We start from the raw sequence: 15,723 nt of genomic DNA on the forward strand, positions 1-15,723 counted from the left end.
GTCGGCTCGGACATTCGGACCGGTGTGGTCTAGGGTCCGCCGCATGCAGACACTCGGCAGGATCATCGCGATCGGCACCATGACCGCGGCGGCGTGCACGCTGGTCGCGTGCGGCTCGGACGACAAGTCGTCGCCCGCTCCCTCCACCACCTCGGCCGCGCGGGCCGCCACCTCGGCCGCCGCGGGCCCGACCCAGAGCAAAGGCCGGGAATGCACCGCCGACGACATCGCCGTGAGCGGTGAGTTCGGCGCCGCCCCGACGATCACCATCCCGGACAACTGCGATCCGCCGAAGCAGCTGATCACCAAGGACCTGAACCCCGGCAGCGGCCCCGGCGCCGAGCCGGGCCAGCAGCTGACCATGAACTACGCGCTGATCACCTGGTCCAACAAGCAGAAGAAGGACAGCTCCTTCGATCGCGGCAAGCCGTTCCAGCTCACCCTCGGCGCCGGCCAGGTCATCCAGGGCTGGGACCAGGGCCTGGTCGGGGTGCAGCAGGGCGCGCGCCGGCTGCTGATCGTGCCGCCGGACCTCGGCTACGGCGCGGGCGGGCGCGGCATCGCGCCGAACGAAACGCTGGTCTTCGTCACCGACGCCGTGTCGATCGGAAAGTAGGGGCTGGGCGACCGGCCGAGTGCAGCCCGTCCCGGCCGGTCAACTAACCTGGTCGGGATGCGTACGCCGCGTCCCTCGCCACCCGGCGGGTGCCGGTGTCCCGGAGCATGTCCGGGATGACGGGGGATCGCGTCTCAACCAGAACAGACGACGAACAAGGAGCATGTCCGTGAAGAGCACCGTCGAGCAGCTGAGCCCGACCCGGGTCCGGATCAATGTCGAGGTGCCCTTCGAGGAACTGAAGCCCGACTTCGATCGCGCGTACAAGGCACTGGCCAAGCAGGTCAAGATCCCCGGCTTCCGTCCCGGCAAGGCGCCGGCCAAGCTGCTCGAGGCTCGCCTGGGTCGCGGCGCGGTGCTGGAGCAGGTCGTCAACGACGTGCTGCCGGGCCGCTACAGCGAGGCCGTCACCGCGGGCCAGGTGAAGGTCATCGGCCAGCCCGAGATCGAGATCACCAAGATCGAGGACGGCGAGGAGCTCGCCTTCACCGCCGAGGTCGACGTGCGCCCGGAGATCACGCTGCCCGCCTACGACGGCATCGAGGTGACTGTCGACGCGTTCACCATCGGCGACGAGGACATCGAGGAGCAGCTGCTCTCGCTGCGCCAGCGCTTCGGCACCCTGACCGGTGTCGAGCGGGCCGTGCAGGACGGCGATTTCGTCTCCATCGACCTGTCCGCCACCGTGGACGGCGAAGAGGTGCCCGAGGCGGCCACCACCGGCCTGTCCCACGAGGTCGGCTCCGGCCAGCTGATCGAGGGTCTCGACGAGGCGCTCATCGGCCTGAACTCCGGCGAGTCCAAGGAGTTCACCTCCACCCTGGTGGCCGGTGAGCACGCGGGCAAGGAAGCCGTCATCACCGTCACCGTGCAGTCGGTGAAGGAGCGCGAGCTGCCCGCCGCCGATGACGACTTCGCCCAGCTGGCAAGCGAATTCGACACCCTGGACGAGCTGAAGGAAGACCTGCGCACCCGGGTGGAGCGCAGCAAGAAGGTGCAGCAGGCCGGCGAGATCCGGGACAAGGTGCTCGAGACCCTGCTGGAGCAGGTCGAGGTGCCGCTGCCCGATGCCGTCGTCAAGGCCGAGATCGACGCCGTCACCCACGACGCGGTGCACGGCTTCGACCACGACGAGGCCAAGCTCGCCGAGGCGCTGGAGGCGCAGGGCTCGAGCCGTGAAGAGTTCGACAAGGACGCCAAGGAGTCCGCCGAGAAGTCGGTGAAGACCCAGCTGCTGCTGGACGCGATCGCCGAGGCGGACAACACCCAGGTCGGCCAGGAAGAGCTCACCGAGCGGATCCTGTTCCAGTCGCAGCGTTACGGCCTGGCGCCGGAGCAGTTCATCCAGCAGGTGCAGCAGGCGGGCCAGCTCGGCGCGATCTTCGCCGACGTCCGTCGCGGCAAGGCGCTGGCCGGCGTGGTCGGCAAGGTCAAGGTGACCGACTCCGCGGGCAACGCCGTGGACACCGCCGAAATGTTCGGTGCGCCTGAGGATTCCGCGCCGGAGATCGACGCCGACGACGTGCTCGAGGTCGAGTCGGACGAGACCGCCGCGGCGAAGGCGGAGTAGTAGAGCACAGCGCAGCTGAGCGCCGCGAAGTTGCGCTGTGAGCGAAGTAGGGCGGTACCGGGAGTTCGGTGCCGCCCTGCTTCGTTAATGTTTGTGACAACGAACCAGAGATGGCCGTCGGCCAGCGAGCCGGTATGAGAAGGCAGGTATCCGTGACAAGTAATCAGGCAGGGATCGCTATGACGTCCGCGACTGCTGGGCTCAACCTCAGTGATTCGGTGTACGAGCGCCTGCTTCGCGAGCGCATCATCTTCCTCGGCACCCAGGTCGACGACGACATCGCGAACAAGATCTGCGCGCAGATCCTGCTGCTCACGGCGGAGGATCCGACCAAGGACATTTCGCTGTACATCAACTCGCCGGGTGGCTCGGTGACCGCCGGTATGGCCATCTACGACACCATGCAGTTCGCCGAGTGCGATATCCGCACCGTCGGCATGGGTCTGGCCGCCTCGATGGGCCAGTTCCTGCTCACCGCCGGCACCAAGGGCAAGCGCCTGGCCCTGCCGCACGCGCGGATCATGATGCACCAGCCCTCGGCCGGTATCGGTGGTTCGGCCGCCGATATCGCGATCATGGCCGAGCAGTTCGCGCACACCAAGCGGGAACTGAACGAACTGCAGGCGCAGCACACCGGCAAGTCCGTGGAGCAGGTCACGGCCGACGCCGACCGCGACCGCTGGTTCACCGCCAAGGAAGCCCTGGAATACGGCTTCATCGACCGGGTCGTCAGCCACGCGAACCAGACCGGCGGCGTGAGCGACAACTAGGCGCGATCGGCGAATCTTCGTCCGTTCCAGCGCATCAGCCGCTTACCCACAGAGACTTTGGAGACCAAGATGGCCAACCAGTTTGACCCACGCGCACTCGGCGGCATGGCGCCGCAGGGCCCGCAGTCGCGCTACATCCTGCCGTCGTTCATCGAGCACTCGAGCTTCGGCGTCAAAGAGTCCAACCCGTACAACAAGCTGTTCGAGGAGCGCATCATCTTCCTCGGCGTGCAGGTGGACGACGCCTCCGCGAACGACGTGATGGCGCAGCTGCTCGTGCTCGAGTCGCTCGACCCGGACCGCGACATCACCATGTACATCAACTCGCCCGGTGGCTCGTTCACCTCGCTGATGGCCATCTACGACACCATGCAGTACGTGCGCGCCGATGTCGCAACCGTCTGCCTGGGTCAGGCCGCCTCCGCCGCCGCTGTGCTGCTCGCGGCCGGCACCCCGGGCAAGCGTGCCTGCCTGCCCAACGCCCGCGTGCTGATCCACCAGCCGTCGCTGGAGGGTGGCATCCAGGGCCAGGTGTCGGATCTGGAGATCCAGGCCGCCGAGATCGAGCGCATGCGGCGCCTGATGGAGACCACGCTGGCCCGGCACACCGGTAAGGACGCGGACACCATCCGCAAGGACACCGACCGCGACAAGATTCTCACCGCCGAAGAGGCCAAGGAATACGGGATCGTTGATACGGTGTTCGACTACCGCAAGCTCAGCGCACAGAAGTGATCTCGTCGCGAGTCGCCGTTTCCCGGCGGTGATTCGCGCGCGAATAGCTGTACCCCACGGAGTTCCGGCCGGGAAGCACGCCAGGTGGCATGCTGCCCGGCCGGACTGCTTCAATGACGACGTCGGCGCCGAAACACTTCGGTCCCCGGCGTCGATGAACAAGCGGCCGGAGCTCGAACAGGCCGTCGCAATGACAGAACGCGCTCCGGTGCCGTGAGAACTCGCACAACCCGGCGGAGAAACATGCTCGAGTTGTCGACCTCCATCGCACACACCAGGTACGGTCAACCTAGGGACCTTTGCTCCCGGTTGACAGCACTGCCGTACACACCGGAACCGGTCGACGCGTTTTCGACCACGCCGTGGTGCCGACAAGCAAGGCGGCAGATAACTGGCAACCTGGACGACGGTTGCACGCGGACAAGGAAGTAGGGACCCACGAGATGGCGCGCATCGGAGATGGCGGCGATCTGCTGAAATGCTCGTTCTGCGGAAAGAGCCAGAAGCAGGTCAAGAAGCTCATTGCGGGACCAGGGGTGTACATCTGCGACGAGTGCATCGATCTGTGCAACGAGATCATCGAGGAAGAACTCGCCGAGTCCAGCGAGGTCAAGCTCGATGAACTGCCCAAGCCGGCGGAGATCCGGGACTTCCTGGAGAACTACGTCATCGGGCAGGACACCGCCAAGCGCACGCTGGCGGTGGCCGTGTACAACCACTACAAGCGCATTCAGGCCGGCGACAAGGGCCGCGACAGCCGCGGCGAGGTCGTCGAGCTCACCAAATCGAACATTCTGATGCTCGGGCCCACCGGTTGCGGCAAGACCTACCTCGCGCAGACCCTGGCCAAGATGCTCAATGTTCCGTTCGCCATCGCCGACGCGACCGCGCTGACCGAGGCCGGCTACGTCGGTGAGGATGTCGAGAACATCCTGCTGAAGCTGATCCAGGCCGCGGATTACGACGTGAAGCGCGCCGAGACCGGCATCATCTACATCGACGAGGTCGACAAGATCGCCCGCAAGAGCGAGAACCCGTCGATCACCCGCGACGTCTCCGGCGAGGGCGTGCAGCAGGCGCTGCTGAAGATCCTGGAGGGCACCCAGGCGAGTGTGCCGCCGCAGGGCGGCCGTAAGCACCCGCACCAGGAGTTCATCCAGATCGACACCACCAACGTGCTTTTCATCGTGGCGGGTGCGTTCGCCGGCCTGGAGAAGATCGTCTCCGACCGGACCGGCCACCGCGGCATCGGTTTCGGCGCCGAGGTGCGCTCCAAGGCCGAGGTCGACACCACCGACCACTTCGCCGAGGTGATGCCGGAGGATCTGATCAAGTTCGGTCTGATCCCCGAGTTCATCGGCCGTCTGCCGGTCGTCGCGTCGGTGACCAACCTGGACAAGGAATCGCTCGTCAAGATCCTGTCCGAGCCGAAGAACGCACTGGTCAAGCAGTACATCCGGTTGTTCGAGATGGACGGCGTGGACCTCGAGTTCACCACCGATGCGCTCGAGGCGATCGCCGATCAAGCCATCCTGCGTGGCACCGGCGCCCGCGGCCTGCGCGCCATCATGGAGGAAGTGCTGCTGCCGGTCATGTACGACATCCCCAGCCGCGACGATGTCGCCAAGGTGGTCGTCGATTCCGACACCGTCACCGAGAACGTGCTGCCGACGATCGTGCCGCGCAAGGCGCAGCGCACCGAGCGCCGGGAGAAGTCAGCCTAGTCCGTTACGGACCGCTGTCCACAAGAAGCCACCGCGACTCGCGGTGGCTTCTTTGGTTTGTCGCGAGCCGCCGCTGGGTAATCTGCTTTCAGGGTTGAGTAGACAGCCCAGCTCGGGATGGCGATATCGCATCAGGGCGAAAAAACTTGCCGGCAACCGGACTTCATTTGCCGCGCGCGACAGGACCGAGGTCCTCATGTCGACCACACTCGCTACTTCAGCATTCCTCGTCGACAACATGGCGAGATCCGCGACCATCCCGAAGCGAGGTGGGGCACCGAGTCGAGTCACGGTGCCGAATCGACCCGATCCCCTGGACCGGCTGCGCGTATCCCTGACGGCTCCCAGCGACACGGTGACACTGTGCGCGCTCGCCGGTGAAGTCGATTTCTACACCGCGGAGCTGTTCCGCTCCCGGCTGACCGATGCGCTCGGTAATGCCGCGTCGACCGTGGTCATCGACCTGTCCCAGGTGACGTTTTTCGGCGTCGCCGGGCTGCACGTGCTGCTCGCGGCCCGAAGCTCGGCTGAGCGCACAGAGCGCAGGATTCGCCTGGTCACGGGCCCGCGGTGCGTGAATCGGCTGCTCGCCGCGGCCGGTGACGTCGCCGCCTTCGACACCACCGATAATCTCGCCGACGCGCTGCTCGCCGCCTGAGAGCCGACGGCGGTCACTACGATTCGAGCATGTTCGCCCACCGCCGCCTCGAGCGGAAGATCGACGCACTGCACCTCAAACTGGACCTGATCCTCGATCATCTGGGGATTCAGGAACGGCCCGACCTGACCACCGCCAAACCCATCCCCGCCATGCCGGTCGCACCCCGTCCGGTGTCGTTCAGCTGGGCCGAGATCGATGATCTTCTGGTGCAGGGCAAGAAGATTCAGGCGATCAAGCGCTACCGCGAACTCACCGGCGCCGGGTTGAAAGACGCCAAAGACGCTGTGGAGCAACACGAACGGCGGTACTGAGCGCGGTCGTCGTCACAGCGGCACCGGTCGCTCGTGCACCACATGCTTCATCACCAAGGTCGACGTGAGGTGTTGCACGCCGGGCAGCGTCGCCAGGCGCTCGTCGTAAAGCTGTTGGAACGCAGGCAGATCCGCGGCGACCACACGCAACAGGAAGTCGGGGTCGCCGAACAGGCGCTGTGCTTGCAGCACATGCGGTATCTCCGCGACCGCCTGCTCGAAGGCGGCCACGGTGGGGCGATCCTCCTGCCGCATCGTGACGAAGACCAGCGCCTCGAAGGTCAAGCCGACGGCCGCTGCGTCGACCAGCGCGCGATAGCCGCGGATCACCCCCGACTTCTCCAGCTCCCGTAACCGGCGGTGACACGGCGAGAGACTGAGGCGCACCCGGGCGGCGAGTTCGGTGATCGTCAAACGGCCGTCGTGCTGTAGCTCGGCAATAATCTTCCGGTCGATCCGATCCATGCGGAAGATTCTTCCATAATCGTGCGCCTACCTGCGAGAAATTGGAATCACCTCCCGGTTGATCGCACCTATCCTTCCTTGGGGTCGGTGTTCGAGGGAGAGGGTTGGGTATGGCTGTCGGGTACATCGCCGCGTTCTGGACGGTGTCGGTGCTGCTGATCCTGGTACCCGGTGCGGACTGGGCGTACGCGATCGCCGCGGGACTGCGGGAGCGGTCGGTGGTCCCCGCGGTCGGCGGGCTGCTGCTGGGATATGTCGCGCTGACCGTGGTGGTCGCGGCCGGCGTCGCGGCCGTTGTCGATCGGAATCCGGTTGTGCTGACGGCGCTTACGGTCTTCGGCGGCCTGTATCTGATGTGGCTCGGCGGGACGACGCTGGTCGCGTCGAACGCGCCCACCGCGGTAGCGGGGGAGCAGAATCCCGCGCCGTGGGGCGCGAGCCTGCTGCGCGGCATCGGGATCAGTGGCCTGAATCCCAAGGCGCTGTTGCTTTTCGTGGCCTTGCTGCCGCAGTTCACCGACCGGACCGGGAGTTGGCCGCTCGCCGCCCAGATCGGCGCACTGGGGCTGATCCACACGCTCAGCTGTGCGGTGATCTACCTCTGCGTCGGCGTACTGGCCCGGACCGTGCTGCGCGCCCGGCCGACCGCGGCCCGGATCGTCACCCGCATCTCCGGTGTCGCGATGCTCGTGATCGGCGGGTTGCTGCTGGTGGAGCGTTTGATCTGAGCGCCGGTGCTGCCGTCCGTCCGGGCGCTATGACGACACGCTCGGGCATTACTATGTGCGCGATTGAGTGCGAGCTTCGGTAAAAGTTGCTGCGGTGCGGCCGACTCGGTGAGACGGGCGGGCCGCATGGCGAGAAGTGTTCTGCTGCAGCGTTACTCGCGTACTAGTCGCCCGCCGCCCTCGGTAAGCCTTCCGGCTGTGGATCGGCTGGTGCTGGTCCTATCCGGCTGTTACGCGTCCACCGACTTCGATCAGTCCGTCCGGCTGTGGTGCGGTCACGATGATCGAGCCTTGCCCTTGCGAAATATGCAGGGGGCGTGCGAGTTCGGCGGTGAGGAGCAGGGCGGCGGCGCCCGTTGCTTCGTCCTCGTCGATGCCGTCGCCGCGGCCCGGGAAGGCGCGGGCCCGCACGTGACCGGCGCGCTCGTCCTGCCAGGCCCAAGCGTAGATCCATTCGCCCGGCTCGGGTACGGTCAGCGCGTCCACCTCGGCCGCGGATCCGTACTGGCGCAACGTCCGTGGCGGTGCCCACGCGGATCGCGCTGCGATATAGGTGAATTCGTCGTCGTGCCGGACGCCGACGACGCCCGCCGCGGTCACGAGTTCGGACGCACCGAGCAACCAGGCGGTCCCGACGCACGGATGCCCGGCAAAAGGAAGGCGCACCGTCGGGGTGTAGATATCGATGACCCCGCCCTCCGCGTCATCGACGAACACCGTCTCACTGAACCCCAACTCCGCGGCAAAACGTTGCCGCGCCCCGACCTCCGCAACGGCACCCCCGTCCCGCACCACCCCGAGCCGGTTACCGAAACCACCCCCGGCCCCGCAGAACACCCGCAGCACGTCGTACTCGATCATCCGACGAGTCAACCACGCCCGCGCCGGGGGATGCCGCCGCATCGGCAACGGCCGAGTGTGCGTACCAGCCGGTGGCGGCAGAGGTGCGCACGTGCGTAGCGGTGTGCCGCCGCAGCCGCACCGGTTCTGCGTTCCCGCACCCGCTGTGGCAGGCCGTCGCGGGTGCGAAGGCTCAGAAATGGTGCGACGCAGCAGAAGAGCGCAGCAGTTCAGCGCGTGTGGCGGCGGGCGGCGATCAATCTCGACTCCGACGGCGAGGCGGTGTGCTGCGACGCAGGGGAGGGTGCGCATGCGCAGCGGCCTCTGCGCCACCGGATCGGCGCGGCCGATGACCCAAGCGCCCTAGCCGCACCCGTTCTGTCTTCGCGCACCTGCTGTGGCTGGCCGCAGAGGGTGCGAAGGCTCAGAAAGGGTGCGGCGCAACGGGAGTGGTGCGGCAGCGGGTCGTGTCGCTGGGTGGCCGGGGTTGTGGTGGCTGTGCCATCGCGGATGGTGCGGGGCGGCGATGCCTGGTGGGGCCCGGGCATCAGACGACCGGGTTAGTGGTGGCCGAGGACTGGGTGGGGGCGGTAGGGGGTTTCCAGTGTGGTGATTTCGTCGTCGGTGAGATGTAGCCGCATGGCGTCGAGTGCGTCGTTCAGGTGGTTCGGTTTGGTGGCGCCGATGATGGGGGCGGTGATGCCGGGGCGGCCGAGGAGCCAGGCGAGGGCGATCTGGGCGGGCGGCAGGTCGCGGGCGGCGGCTACTCGGCGGACCGCGTCGACGACGTCGAAGTCGTTGTCGGTGTACATGTTCGCGGCGATGTGGTCGGAGCCGGCGCGGGCAGTGGTGGGGTGGCCGCCGCGGGTGCGGGAGCCGGTGAGGAGTCCGCGGGCGAGCGGACTCCAGGGGATCACGCCGACGCCCTGGTCGCGGCAGAGTGGGAGCATCTCGCGTTCCTCCTCCCGGTAGACGAGGTTGTAGTGGTTCTGCATCGCGACGAACTTCGTCCAGCCGTGCGTTCCGGCGACGTGCTGCGCCTTCGCGAACTGCCAGGCGAACATGCTGGATGCGCCGAGATACCGCGCTTTCCCGGCGGTGACCACCTCGTGGAGCGCCTGCATGGTTTCCTCGATCGGCGTCTCGTCGTCCCAGCGGTGGATCTGATATAGGTCCACGTGGTCGACACCCAGCCGATCGAGCGAGGCGTCGATGGCGGACATGATGTGTTTGCGGGACAAGCCTTTGTCGTTCGGCCCCGAACCCATCGGGAAGTACACCTTGGTGGCCAGCACGTAGTCGTCGCGGCGCGGGAACAGCTTGCCCAGCAGCCGCCCGGTGATCGATTCGCTGACTCCCGCGGAGTACATGTCCGCGGTGTCGAAGAAGTTCACTCCCGACTCGGCGGCCTGCCGGACGATCGGTTCGGCGGCGTCTTCGCTGAGCACCCACGCCCACGACGCGGGGTCGCCGTAGCTCATCATGCCCAGGCAGATCCGGGACACGTTCAGACCCGTGTGTCCGAGCCGGATGTATTCCATCAGTTCTCCTCGTTTTCGTGTTTTTCCTGGTGGATTGAGACGCCCGCGGCGATCAGCGCGATGCCGGCCAGCTCCTGGACGGTGGGGACTTGGGCGAGCACCACGATCCCGATCACCGCCGCGACCGCGGGGAGGATGCTGAGCAGCAGGGCGAAGGTGCTGCGACGCAGTCGCGCCATGGCGAGCTGATCGGTCACGTAGGGAATGACCGAGGAGCAGAGCCCGACGCCGATCCCGGCGAGCAATGCCGCGGGACTGGTGAACGCCGGGACAGCAGCGCCGAGACAGAACGGCGTCGCCACCACCGCGGCGATCGACATCGCGGCGGCGAGCTGGTCGAGGCCGGAAACCGCTGCGCTGTTGGCGATCCGGTGGCCGAGCAGCACGTACAGCAGGAACAGCGCGCAGTTGGCGAACGCGAAGACGAATCCGGTCGGCGCGCCGGCCAGCTGGATATCGGTCAGCGCGACGACCCCGCCGGCCGCGAGCACGAGGGCGATCATGTTGCGGCCGTTGCGTAGACCGATCGCGGCGAGCACGATCGGCCCGAGGAATTCGATCGCGCCGACGGTGGCCAGCGGTAACCGTGCGATGGCGAGGTAGAAGGTCGCGTTCATCGCCGCGAGCACGATCCCGAGCGCGAGCAGCACCCGCCGCTGCTCGGCGGTGCCGCGCCGGAGCAACCGCCACGGCCGGCGCCAGGCCGCGAACACCAGTGCGGCGCTGGCGATCCGCAGCCACGCCACGCCGAGCACATCCACCCGGACGAACAGCAGCACCGCGCAGGCGGGACCGAGGTAATGGAAGAGCGCGCTGATGCCGAAGTAGGTCACGGCGGGCACCCGTGGGGGCCTGCGCTGTGCGACGATCCGTGACGATTCGGTCATGCGGAGTATCTTCCGAAGAAATACCCACGGCCGGAATGGCACTATCCAGGAAGATGGCGTGAGTTGTCTGGAAAATCAAGGCCGAACGGCAATATTGCCTTCACCGATCGGGCACGGCTGTTGGACGAGGTGAATGTGCGCCTGCTCAACGAGTTGCACGCCGATCCGCGACTGTCCATGTCCGAACTCGCGCGCCGCGTCGGCATGTCGGCGCCCGCGGTCACCGAGCGGGTGCAGCGCCTGGAGCAGAGCGGCGTGATCACCGGCTTCCGGATGGAGGTGGACCCGGCCGCGCTCGGCATGCCGGTGACCGCGCTGGTGCGCATCCGGCCCGGGCCCGGCCAGCTGCCCAAGATTGTGGCGGCCGCTCGGGACACCCCGCAGGTGGTCGAGTGCTTCCGGATCACCGGCGAGGACTGCTTCCTGCTGAAGGTGCACGGTCCGTCGATCGGCGAACTGGAGGAACTGCTCGACGGGTTCCTCATGTTCGGCCAGACCACCACCTCGATCGTGGTATCCGAGCCGGTACCCCGCCGCCCCTTACCCGTCCCCGCGCAGCGCAAGCGTTAGTGAGCGCGGCGAGTGGGTGCGGGAGGCGCGATTATGCGCGGGCGGTGTTGAGCAGACCGCTCTCGGCTCGCGGCCAGGGGGTGTTGGGGTTGTCGCGGATGTGTTCGGTGGCGCGCGCGATCGCTTGGCTGTAGCGGGAATTCGCGGCGTCGTGGGTGAGCAACGCGACGCCGATCATCACCGGCGCGACGGCGTGCACGCCCGCGTCGAACCAGCGGCCGTCGCGCACGTGCGGGTAGGTGTTGAGCCCGACCGTCAGCGCGAGCAACGCGACCTCGGCGGCGACGACCTGTGTGCGACTGTCCAGCACGCCCCACTCGGTGATCTTGGTGGTGCCCACCATGATGATCACCAGGCAGACGCTGATCATCGCCTCGACCAGGTAGCTGAACCAGTACAGGGGGTCGCCTGCACCGTCCGGCGCGATGTTGTGCTGCACGTTGACCGCCGACCACAGCATGCCCGCGATCACCACGCCGGCCAGCGCGCGCAGCGACCACGTACGGTGCCGGTACAGCGACGCCAGCTGGGCGTGCGGGCTGGATTCCCGGCGTTGCGCGGCAATGGCCTTGCGCGCCATCAGCAGATCGCGGATGTCGGCCTTGTCGATGGCTTCCTTGGTCTGCCGGGCGCGGTCGGCCGCGGCGGACACGGCCTGGGCGTACTTCCACCGCTGGCCGCGCTCCTGCGTGCGGATGCGTTCGGCCAGCTCGCGCTCGGCCTCCAGCTCGTCCTCGGCCAGTACGTCGGTCAGCGCGGGATCGAACTGGTAGGCGAGCCGTCCGCGGGCCCGCTCGACCCGCCTGGCCAGCTGTGCGACTTCGTCGATGGGGTGTTCGTCGGGCATGCGGCTCCAAAAGTGGATGTGCTGAACGGAACTCGACAAATAGCAAGACGCCGGGCAGCCCGCTCACCGAGAGCTGGGTCCCAGCTCGATGAGAGGGTATCGGACGCGAGGCCCCGATACCCACTCTTCCTAGTCGATTCCGCGCGCCAACAACACGCCACGCGGTCGATTGCACCGAAAAACGCGGCGCGTCACTCCGGTTCGATGGCCATGTCGTCCTGGCTCCAGAAGGCACGCATGCGCACGATCTTGCCCGTGTCGTCGAATTCCATGTAGTCGATGGGCGACATGGTGAAGCGCTGGCCGCCGACGCGCGTGATGATCGTGAACTGGAAGGCCACCTCGTTGCCCGCGACGCGCACCGAGTCGGTGCGCAATTCGGTCTCGCGGTCCAGGGGCGCGAGGATCTCGTAGAACTCGCGGATGGCCTCGTGGCCGTGCCGCACCGGTGCGCCCACCGGGTCTTCGACGGTCGCCTCGGGCGCGTAGAGCTCGACGATGGCTTCGGTCGGACCCGAGCCGACCAACTTGACGTACCGGTCGACGACATCACGGATCTGCTCGGTCATCTGAACTCCTGCGGAATTGAAACGTGTTCTAATTCCGGCAGCGTAGCAGCATGTCGGCGCGGACGAAACGGCAAACGGGCGGGATGGTTTCGCCCATCCCGCCCGAGGGCGTGCCCGCTCGCTACCCGGCGGCGGCGAACCCGGCGCGCAGATCGGCGAGGATGTCCTCGATTCCCTCGATACCCACCGCGAGCCGGACCAGTCCCGGGGTGACGCCGGAGCTGAGCTGTTCGTCGGGGGTCAGCTGGGAATGCGTGGTGGAGGCCGGGTGGATGACCAGCGAGCGCACATCGCCGATATTGGCGACGTGGCTGTGCAGGGTCAGCGCCTCGACGAAACGTTTGCCCGCGTCGACGCCGCCGGCGAGTTCGAACCCGATCACCGCGCCCGCACCCCGCGGCGCCAGCGTCTTCCCGCGTTCGTACCACGGCGAGGACGGCAGCCCGGCATAGGACACCGAGGTGACTTCCGGCCTGCTGCTGAGGAATTCGGCCACCTGATGGGCATTGCTCACGTGCCGCTCGATGCGCAGGCTCAGCGTCTCCAGCCCCTGGCTGATCAGGAACGCGTTGAACGGCGAGACCGCCGCGCCCAGATCACGCAGCAGCTGCACCCGGGCCTTGAGCGCGAACGCGGGCGCACCCAGATCCGCGTACACCACACCGTGGTAGCTGGGATCGGGGACCACGAAACCGGGGAAACGCGGCTCCTCGCCGGACCGGACGGTCCAGTCGAAGGTGCCGCCGTCGACGATGACGCCGGCGATGGCCGAGCCGTGCCCGCCGAGATACTTGGTCGCCGAGTGCACCACGATGTCGGCGCCGTGCGCGAAGGGCTGGATCAAATACGGTGTGGCGACGGTGTTGTCGACGATGAGCGGAACGCCCGCGGCATGCGCGACGTCGGCGATGCCGCGGATGTCGAAGATGTGGTTCTGCGGATTCGAGATGGTCTCGCCGTAGAACGCCTTGGTGTTCGGCCGGATCGCGGCGCGCCACTGTTCGAGGTCGTCCGGGTCGTCGACGAAGGACACCTCGATGCCGAGTTTGGGCAGCGTGTAGTGGAAGAGGTTGTAGGTGCCGCCGTACAGCCGTGGACTGGACACCAGGTGATCACCCGCGCCCGCGAGGTTCAGGATCGCCAGCGTCTCCGCCGCCTGCCCGGACGAGAGCAGCAGCGCCGCGACGCCGCCCTCGAGCGCCGCGATCCGCTGCTCCACCGCGTCCTGGGTGGGGTTCATGATCCGGGTGTAGATGTTGCCCGGTTCGGCCAGACCGAACAGCGCCGCCGCATGGTCGGTATCGCGGAAGGTGTAGGAGGTGGTCTGGTAGATCGGCAGCGCGCGGGCGCTGGTCGCGCCGTCGGGGACCTGGCCGACATGGACCTGCTTGGTCTCGAAACTCCACGTCGCGGACGGGTCGAGCGACTCTGTCATCGATGCTCCTGGGTTATCGCGGTGGCTAGTGGGTGATCAGGGTGGTTTCGACCGGTGTGACGCCGGTGCTGAGATCGAGGACCGGGCAGTGCGCGTCGACCGAGCGCTGGAGCTGCGCGTAGCGCTGCGGCGTCTCCGGTCCGGAGATCCGGACGGTCACCCGGACGGCCTGGAAGCCGGCGCGGACGCTGTCGTCCAAGCCGAAGAAGCCGCGGACGTCGAGATCTCCCTCGGCCTGGACCTCGAGTTCGTCGACGGCGATCCCGAGTCGCTGGGCCCAGAAGCGGTAGGTCACCACCTGGCAGGAGATCAGCGCGGCGAGGTAGACCTCGACGGGGTTGGCGGCGGTGTCGTCGCCGCCGAGCGTGGGTGGTTCGTCTACCCGGACGACGTGCCTGCGCGCGGTGATCGTGCTGCCCACGGGGCCGTCCGGGGTGCCTGCGGCGCGGAACACCACCAGCGCGTTCGCGGGGTCGGTCGCGACCGCTTGTGCGGTGGCGTCGCCGATATCGTTGAGCGGAGTGCTCAGATGAGTGGTCACGGCTGTGAACGGTAGGAAGCCCGGCACGCGCTGACGATGGTTTGATTCGGACAGAACCCAACGGTGGACGCCGCTGCTTTCGTCCTCGTTCGACGCCTGCGGGGGCGGTCAAGCAATGGATCCGCTCAATCATCGAACGGGCGACGGCGCTTCGGCCGGTCGCGAAGTCCCCCCAAAGTTTGGCTTGCCCCCGCAGTCGCTCTTCTTTTGTCGGCATCGGCGCTGACGAGACACGGTGACGATCGGGGAAACCGATCGCGCCCGGAGCCGGAAATCGCCGTTGATCTCCCGTGGTTCGCCGTTGAACCTTGATCCCGCGCTGATGCTTTCGTCCATTGTGTCGCATCGATCGGGTGCGGTGTTACGTCCGTTTCGGTGTACGGACCGGAAGTCATTGTTCATCCCATTTGCCCGTTGTGTGCCGCTCGATTACTGCTCCCAACGGCCCCGGTCCAGGAAACTCATCGCTAACTCCGCCGAAATGGTCCCGGTGTGTCGACCTTGCGCTGCCGGTGAAGTGCTGTTTACTCGGTCCGGTCAACCAGATGTTCGAGTGACGAGTGGAAGCGGAGGAGACATGGCACTGCCTACCATGACCGCGGAGCAGCGCACTGAGGCGCTGGCCAAAGCGGCAGCGGTCCGCAAGGCGCGCTCCGAACTGATCGGCAAGGTGAAGGCGGGCAAGGTTTCGGTCGCCGATCTGCTGAAGAAGGCCGACTCCGATGAGCTGGTCAAGAAGACCAAGGTCGCCGCGGTGATCAAGGCTCTGCCCGGTGTCGGACCGGTGAAGGCGGCCAAGCTGATGGACCAGGCCGAGATCCCGGAGGATCGTCGTATCGGTGGGCTCGGCGCGCGGCAGCGTGCGGCCCTGCTCGACGCCCTGAAGGACTGACGGGGCTAAGCGGACCGAACA

Annotated in this window: 18 protein-coding genes; 10 read left to right on the forward strand and 8 right to left on the reverse strand. The window is 67.0% G+C overall.

Annotated elements, in window-relative coordinates:
* The first annotated feature begins 43 nt into the window (after positions 1–43).
* The 7 genes from O3I_RS08920 to O3I_RS46230 all read left to right on the forward strand — a co-directional run bounded on the left by O3I_RS08920 (position 44) and on the right by O3I_RS46230 (position 6,387).
* Positions 44–616, forward strand: a complete 573-nt coding sequence (locus tag O3I_RS08920) for an FKBP-type peptidyl-prolyl cis-trans isomerase (RefSeq protein ID WP_014982578.1) — start codon at positions 44–46, stop codon at positions 614–616.
* A gap of 169 nt (positions 617–785) precedes the next feature.
* Positions 786–2,186 (forward strand): trigger factor, encoded by a 1,401-nt coding sequence (tig, locus tag O3I_RS08925; RefSeq protein ID WP_041563557.1) that lies wholly within the window; start codon positions 786–788, stop codon positions 2,184–2,186.
* Between the two features lie 179 nt (positions 2,187–2,365).
* Positions 2,366–2,956, forward strand: a complete 591-nt coding sequence (locus tag O3I_RS08930) for an ATP-dependent Clp protease proteolytic subunit (RefSeq protein ID WP_014982580.1) — start codon at positions 2,366–2,368, stop codon at positions 2,954–2,956.
* Positions 2,957–3,025: 69 nt separating this feature from the next.
* Positions 3,026–3,691, forward strand: coding sequence for an ATP-dependent Clp protease proteolytic subunit (locus O3I_RS08935; RefSeq protein WP_014982581.1), 666 nt, complete (start codon positions 3,026–3,028; stop codon positions 3,689–3,691).
* Positions 3,692–4,134: 443 nt separating this feature from the next.
* The gene (gene clpX / locus O3I_RS08940; RefSeq protein ID WP_014982582.1) at positions 4,135–5,415 is read left to right on the forward strand and encodes an ATP-dependent Clp protease ATP-binding subunit ClpX; all 1,281 of its coding nucleotides are present in this window, start codon (positions 4,135–4,137) and stop codon (positions 5,413–5,415) included.
* A gap of 292 nt (positions 5,416–5,707) precedes the next feature.
* Positions 5,708–6,073: an STAS domain-containing protein gene (locus O3I_RS08945; protein ID WP_014982583.1), complete on the forward strand. Its 366-nt coding sequence runs from the start codon at positions 5,708–5,710 to the stop codon at positions 6,071–6,073.
* A gap of 29 nt (positions 6,074–6,102) precedes the next feature.
* Positions 6,103–6,387, forward strand: coding sequence for a ribosomal protein bL12 (locus O3I_RS46230; RefSeq protein ID WP_014982584.1), 285 nt, complete (start codon positions 6,103–6,105; stop codon positions 6,385–6,387).
* 12 nt (positions 6,388–6,399) lie between these two features.
* Here the strand turns inward: O3I_RS46230 and O3I_RS08955 are convergent, their stop codons facing one another.
* On the reverse strand, positions 6,400–6,852 hold the full coding sequence (locus O3I_RS08955; RefSeq protein ID WP_014982585.1) for an Lrp/AsnC family transcriptional regulator: 453 nt from the start codon (positions 6,850–6,852) through the stop codon (positions 6,400–6,402).
* 110 nt (positions 6,853–6,962) lie between these two features.
* On the opposite strand from O3I_RS08955, the gene O3I_RS08960 reads away from it, so the two are divergent.
* The gene (locus tag O3I_RS08960) at positions 6,963–7,580 is read left to right on the forward strand and encodes a LysE family translocator (RefSeq protein WP_014982586.1); all 618 of its coding nucleotides are present in this window, start codon (positions 6,963–6,965) and stop codon (positions 7,578–7,580) included.
* A 219-nt stretch (positions 7,581–7,799) separates the two neighbouring features.
* On the opposite strand, the gene O3I_RS08965 is transcribed toward O3I_RS08960, so the two are convergent.
* From O3I_RS08965 to O3I_RS08975, 3 genes are all read right to left on the reverse strand, one after another.
* Positions 7,800–8,441: a PhzF family phenazine biosynthesis protein gene (locus O3I_RS08965; protein ID WP_014982587.1), complete on the reverse strand. Its 642-nt coding sequence runs from the start codon at positions 8,439–8,441 to the stop codon at positions 7,800–7,802.
* 539 nt (positions 8,442–8,980) lie between these two features.
* The gene (locus tag O3I_RS08970; protein ID WP_014982588.1) at positions 8,981–9,961 is read right to left on the reverse strand and encodes an aldo/keto reductase; all 981 of its coding nucleotides are present in this window, start codon (positions 9,959–9,961) and stop codon (positions 8,981–8,983) included.
* On the reverse strand, positions 9,961–10,848 hold the full coding sequence (locus O3I_RS08975; RefSeq protein WP_014982589.1) for an EamA family transporter: 888 nt from the start codon (positions 10,846–10,848) through the stop codon (positions 9,961–9,963). The genes O3I_RS08970 and O3I_RS08975 overlap by 1 nt, the downstream gene beginning before the upstream one ends.
* A gap of 63 nt (positions 10,849–10,911) precedes the next feature.
* Here O3I_RS08975 and O3I_RS08980 point away from each other — a divergent pair, with 63 nt between their 5' ends.
* Complete coding sequence (locus tag O3I_RS08980) at positions 10,912–11,418, forward strand: Lrp/AsnC family transcriptional regulator (protein WP_141691974.1); 507 nt, start codon at positions 10,912–10,914, stop codon at positions 11,416–11,418.
* A gap of 31 nt (positions 11,419–11,449) precedes the next feature.
* On the opposite strand, the gene O3I_RS08985 is transcribed toward O3I_RS08980, so the two are convergent.
* The 4 genes from O3I_RS08985 to O3I_RS09000 all read right to left on the reverse strand — a co-directional run bounded on the left by O3I_RS08985 (position 11,450) and on the right by O3I_RS09000 (position 14,810).
* Positions 11,450–12,265 carry a hypothetical protein gene (locus tag O3I_RS08985; protein ID WP_014982591.1) on the reverse strand — a complete coding sequence of 272 codons (816 nt, stop codon included), beginning with the start codon at positions 12,263–12,265 and terminating at the stop codon, positions 11,450–11,452.
* 191 nt (positions 12,266–12,456) lie between these two features.
* A complete protein-coding gene (locus tag O3I_RS08990) occupies positions 12,457–12,834 on the reverse strand; it encodes a nuclear transport factor 2 family protein (protein ID WP_014982592.1) in 378 nt (125 codons plus the stop codon).
* 121 nt (positions 12,835–12,955) lie between these two features.
* A complete protein-coding gene (locus O3I_RS08995) occupies positions 12,956–14,269 on the reverse strand; it encodes a bifunctional o-acetylhomoserine/o-acetylserine sulfhydrylase (RefSeq protein WP_014982593.1) in 1,314 nt (437 codons plus the stop codon).
* 25 nt (positions 14,270–14,294) lie between these two features.
* Complete coding sequence (locus O3I_RS09000; RefSeq protein ID WP_141691973.1) at positions 14,295–14,810, reverse strand: OsmC family protein; 516 nt, start codon at positions 14,808–14,810, stop codon at positions 14,295–14,297.
* Positions 14,811–15,387: 577 nt separating this feature from the next.
* Between O3I_RS09000 and mihF the strand changes: the two genes are divergently transcribed.
* A complete protein-coding gene (gene mihF / locus O3I_RS09005) occupies positions 15,388–15,702 on the forward strand; it encodes an integration host factor, actinobacterial type (protein WP_029895202.1) in 315 nt (104 codons plus the stop codon).
* Positions 15,703–15,723 lie beyond the last annotated feature (21 nt).

It is taken from the genome of Nocardia brasiliensis ATCC 700358, from assembly GCF_000250675.2.
GTDB lineage: Bacteria > Actinomycetota > Actinomycetes > Mycobacteriales > Mycobacteriaceae > Nocardia > Nocardia brasiliensis_B.

Bases quoted from the DNA above. Each gene is read 5' to 3' on its own strand.
- O3I_RS08920 (WP_014982578.1), top strand. From the start codon at position 44: ATGCAGACACTCGGCAGGATCATCGCGATCGGCACCATGACCGCGGCG.
- O3I_RS08930 (WP_014982580.1), top strand. From the start codon at position 2,366: ATGACGTCCGCGACTGCTGGGCTCAACCTCAGTGATTCGGTGTACGAG.
- O3I_RS08935 (WP_014982581.1), top strand. From the start codon at position 3,026: ATGGCCAACCAGTTTGACCCACGCGCACTCGGCGGCATGGCGCCGCAG.
- clpX (WP_014982582.1), top strand. From the start codon at position 4,135: ATGGCGCGCATCGGAGATGGCGGCGATCTGCTGAAATGCTCGTTCTGC.
- O3I_RS46230 (WP_014982584.1), top strand. From the start codon at position 6,103: ATGTTCGCCCACCGCCGCCTCGAGCGGAAGATCGACGCACTGCACCTC.
- O3I_RS08955 (WP_014982585.1), bottom strand. From the start codon at position 6,852: ATGGATCGGATCGACCGGAAGATTATTGCCGAGCTACAGCACGACGGC.
- O3I_RS08960 (WP_014982586.1), top strand. From the start codon at position 6,963: ATGGCTGTCGGGTACATCGCCGCGTTCTGGACGGTGTCGGTGCTGCTG.
- O3I_RS08965 (WP_014982587.1), bottom strand. From the start codon at position 8,441: ATGATCGAGTACGACGTGCTGCGGGTGTTCTGCGGGGCCGGGGGTGGT.
- O3I_RS08970 (WP_014982588.1), bottom strand. From the start codon at position 9,961: ATGGAATACATCCGGCTCGGACACACGGGTCTGAACGTGTCCCGGATC.
- O3I_RS08975 (WP_014982589.1), bottom strand. From the start codon at position 10,848: ATGACCGAATCGTCACGGATCGTCGCACAGCGCAGGCCCCCACGGGTG.
- O3I_RS08985 (WP_014982591.1), bottom strand. From the start codon at position 12,265: ATGCCCGACGAACACCCCATCGACGAAGTCGCACAGCTGGCCAGGCGG.
- O3I_RS08990 (WP_014982592.1), bottom strand. From the start codon at position 12,834: ATGACCGAGCAGATCCGTGATGTCGTCGACCGGTACGTCAAGTTGGTC.
- O3I_RS08995 (WP_014982593.1), bottom strand. From the start codon at position 14,269: ATGACAGAGTCGCTCGACCCGTCCGCGACGTGGAGTTTCGAGACCAAG.
- mihF (WP_029895202.1), top strand. From the start codon at position 15,388: ATGGCACTGCCTACCATGACCGCGGAGCAGCGCACTGAGGCGCTGGCC.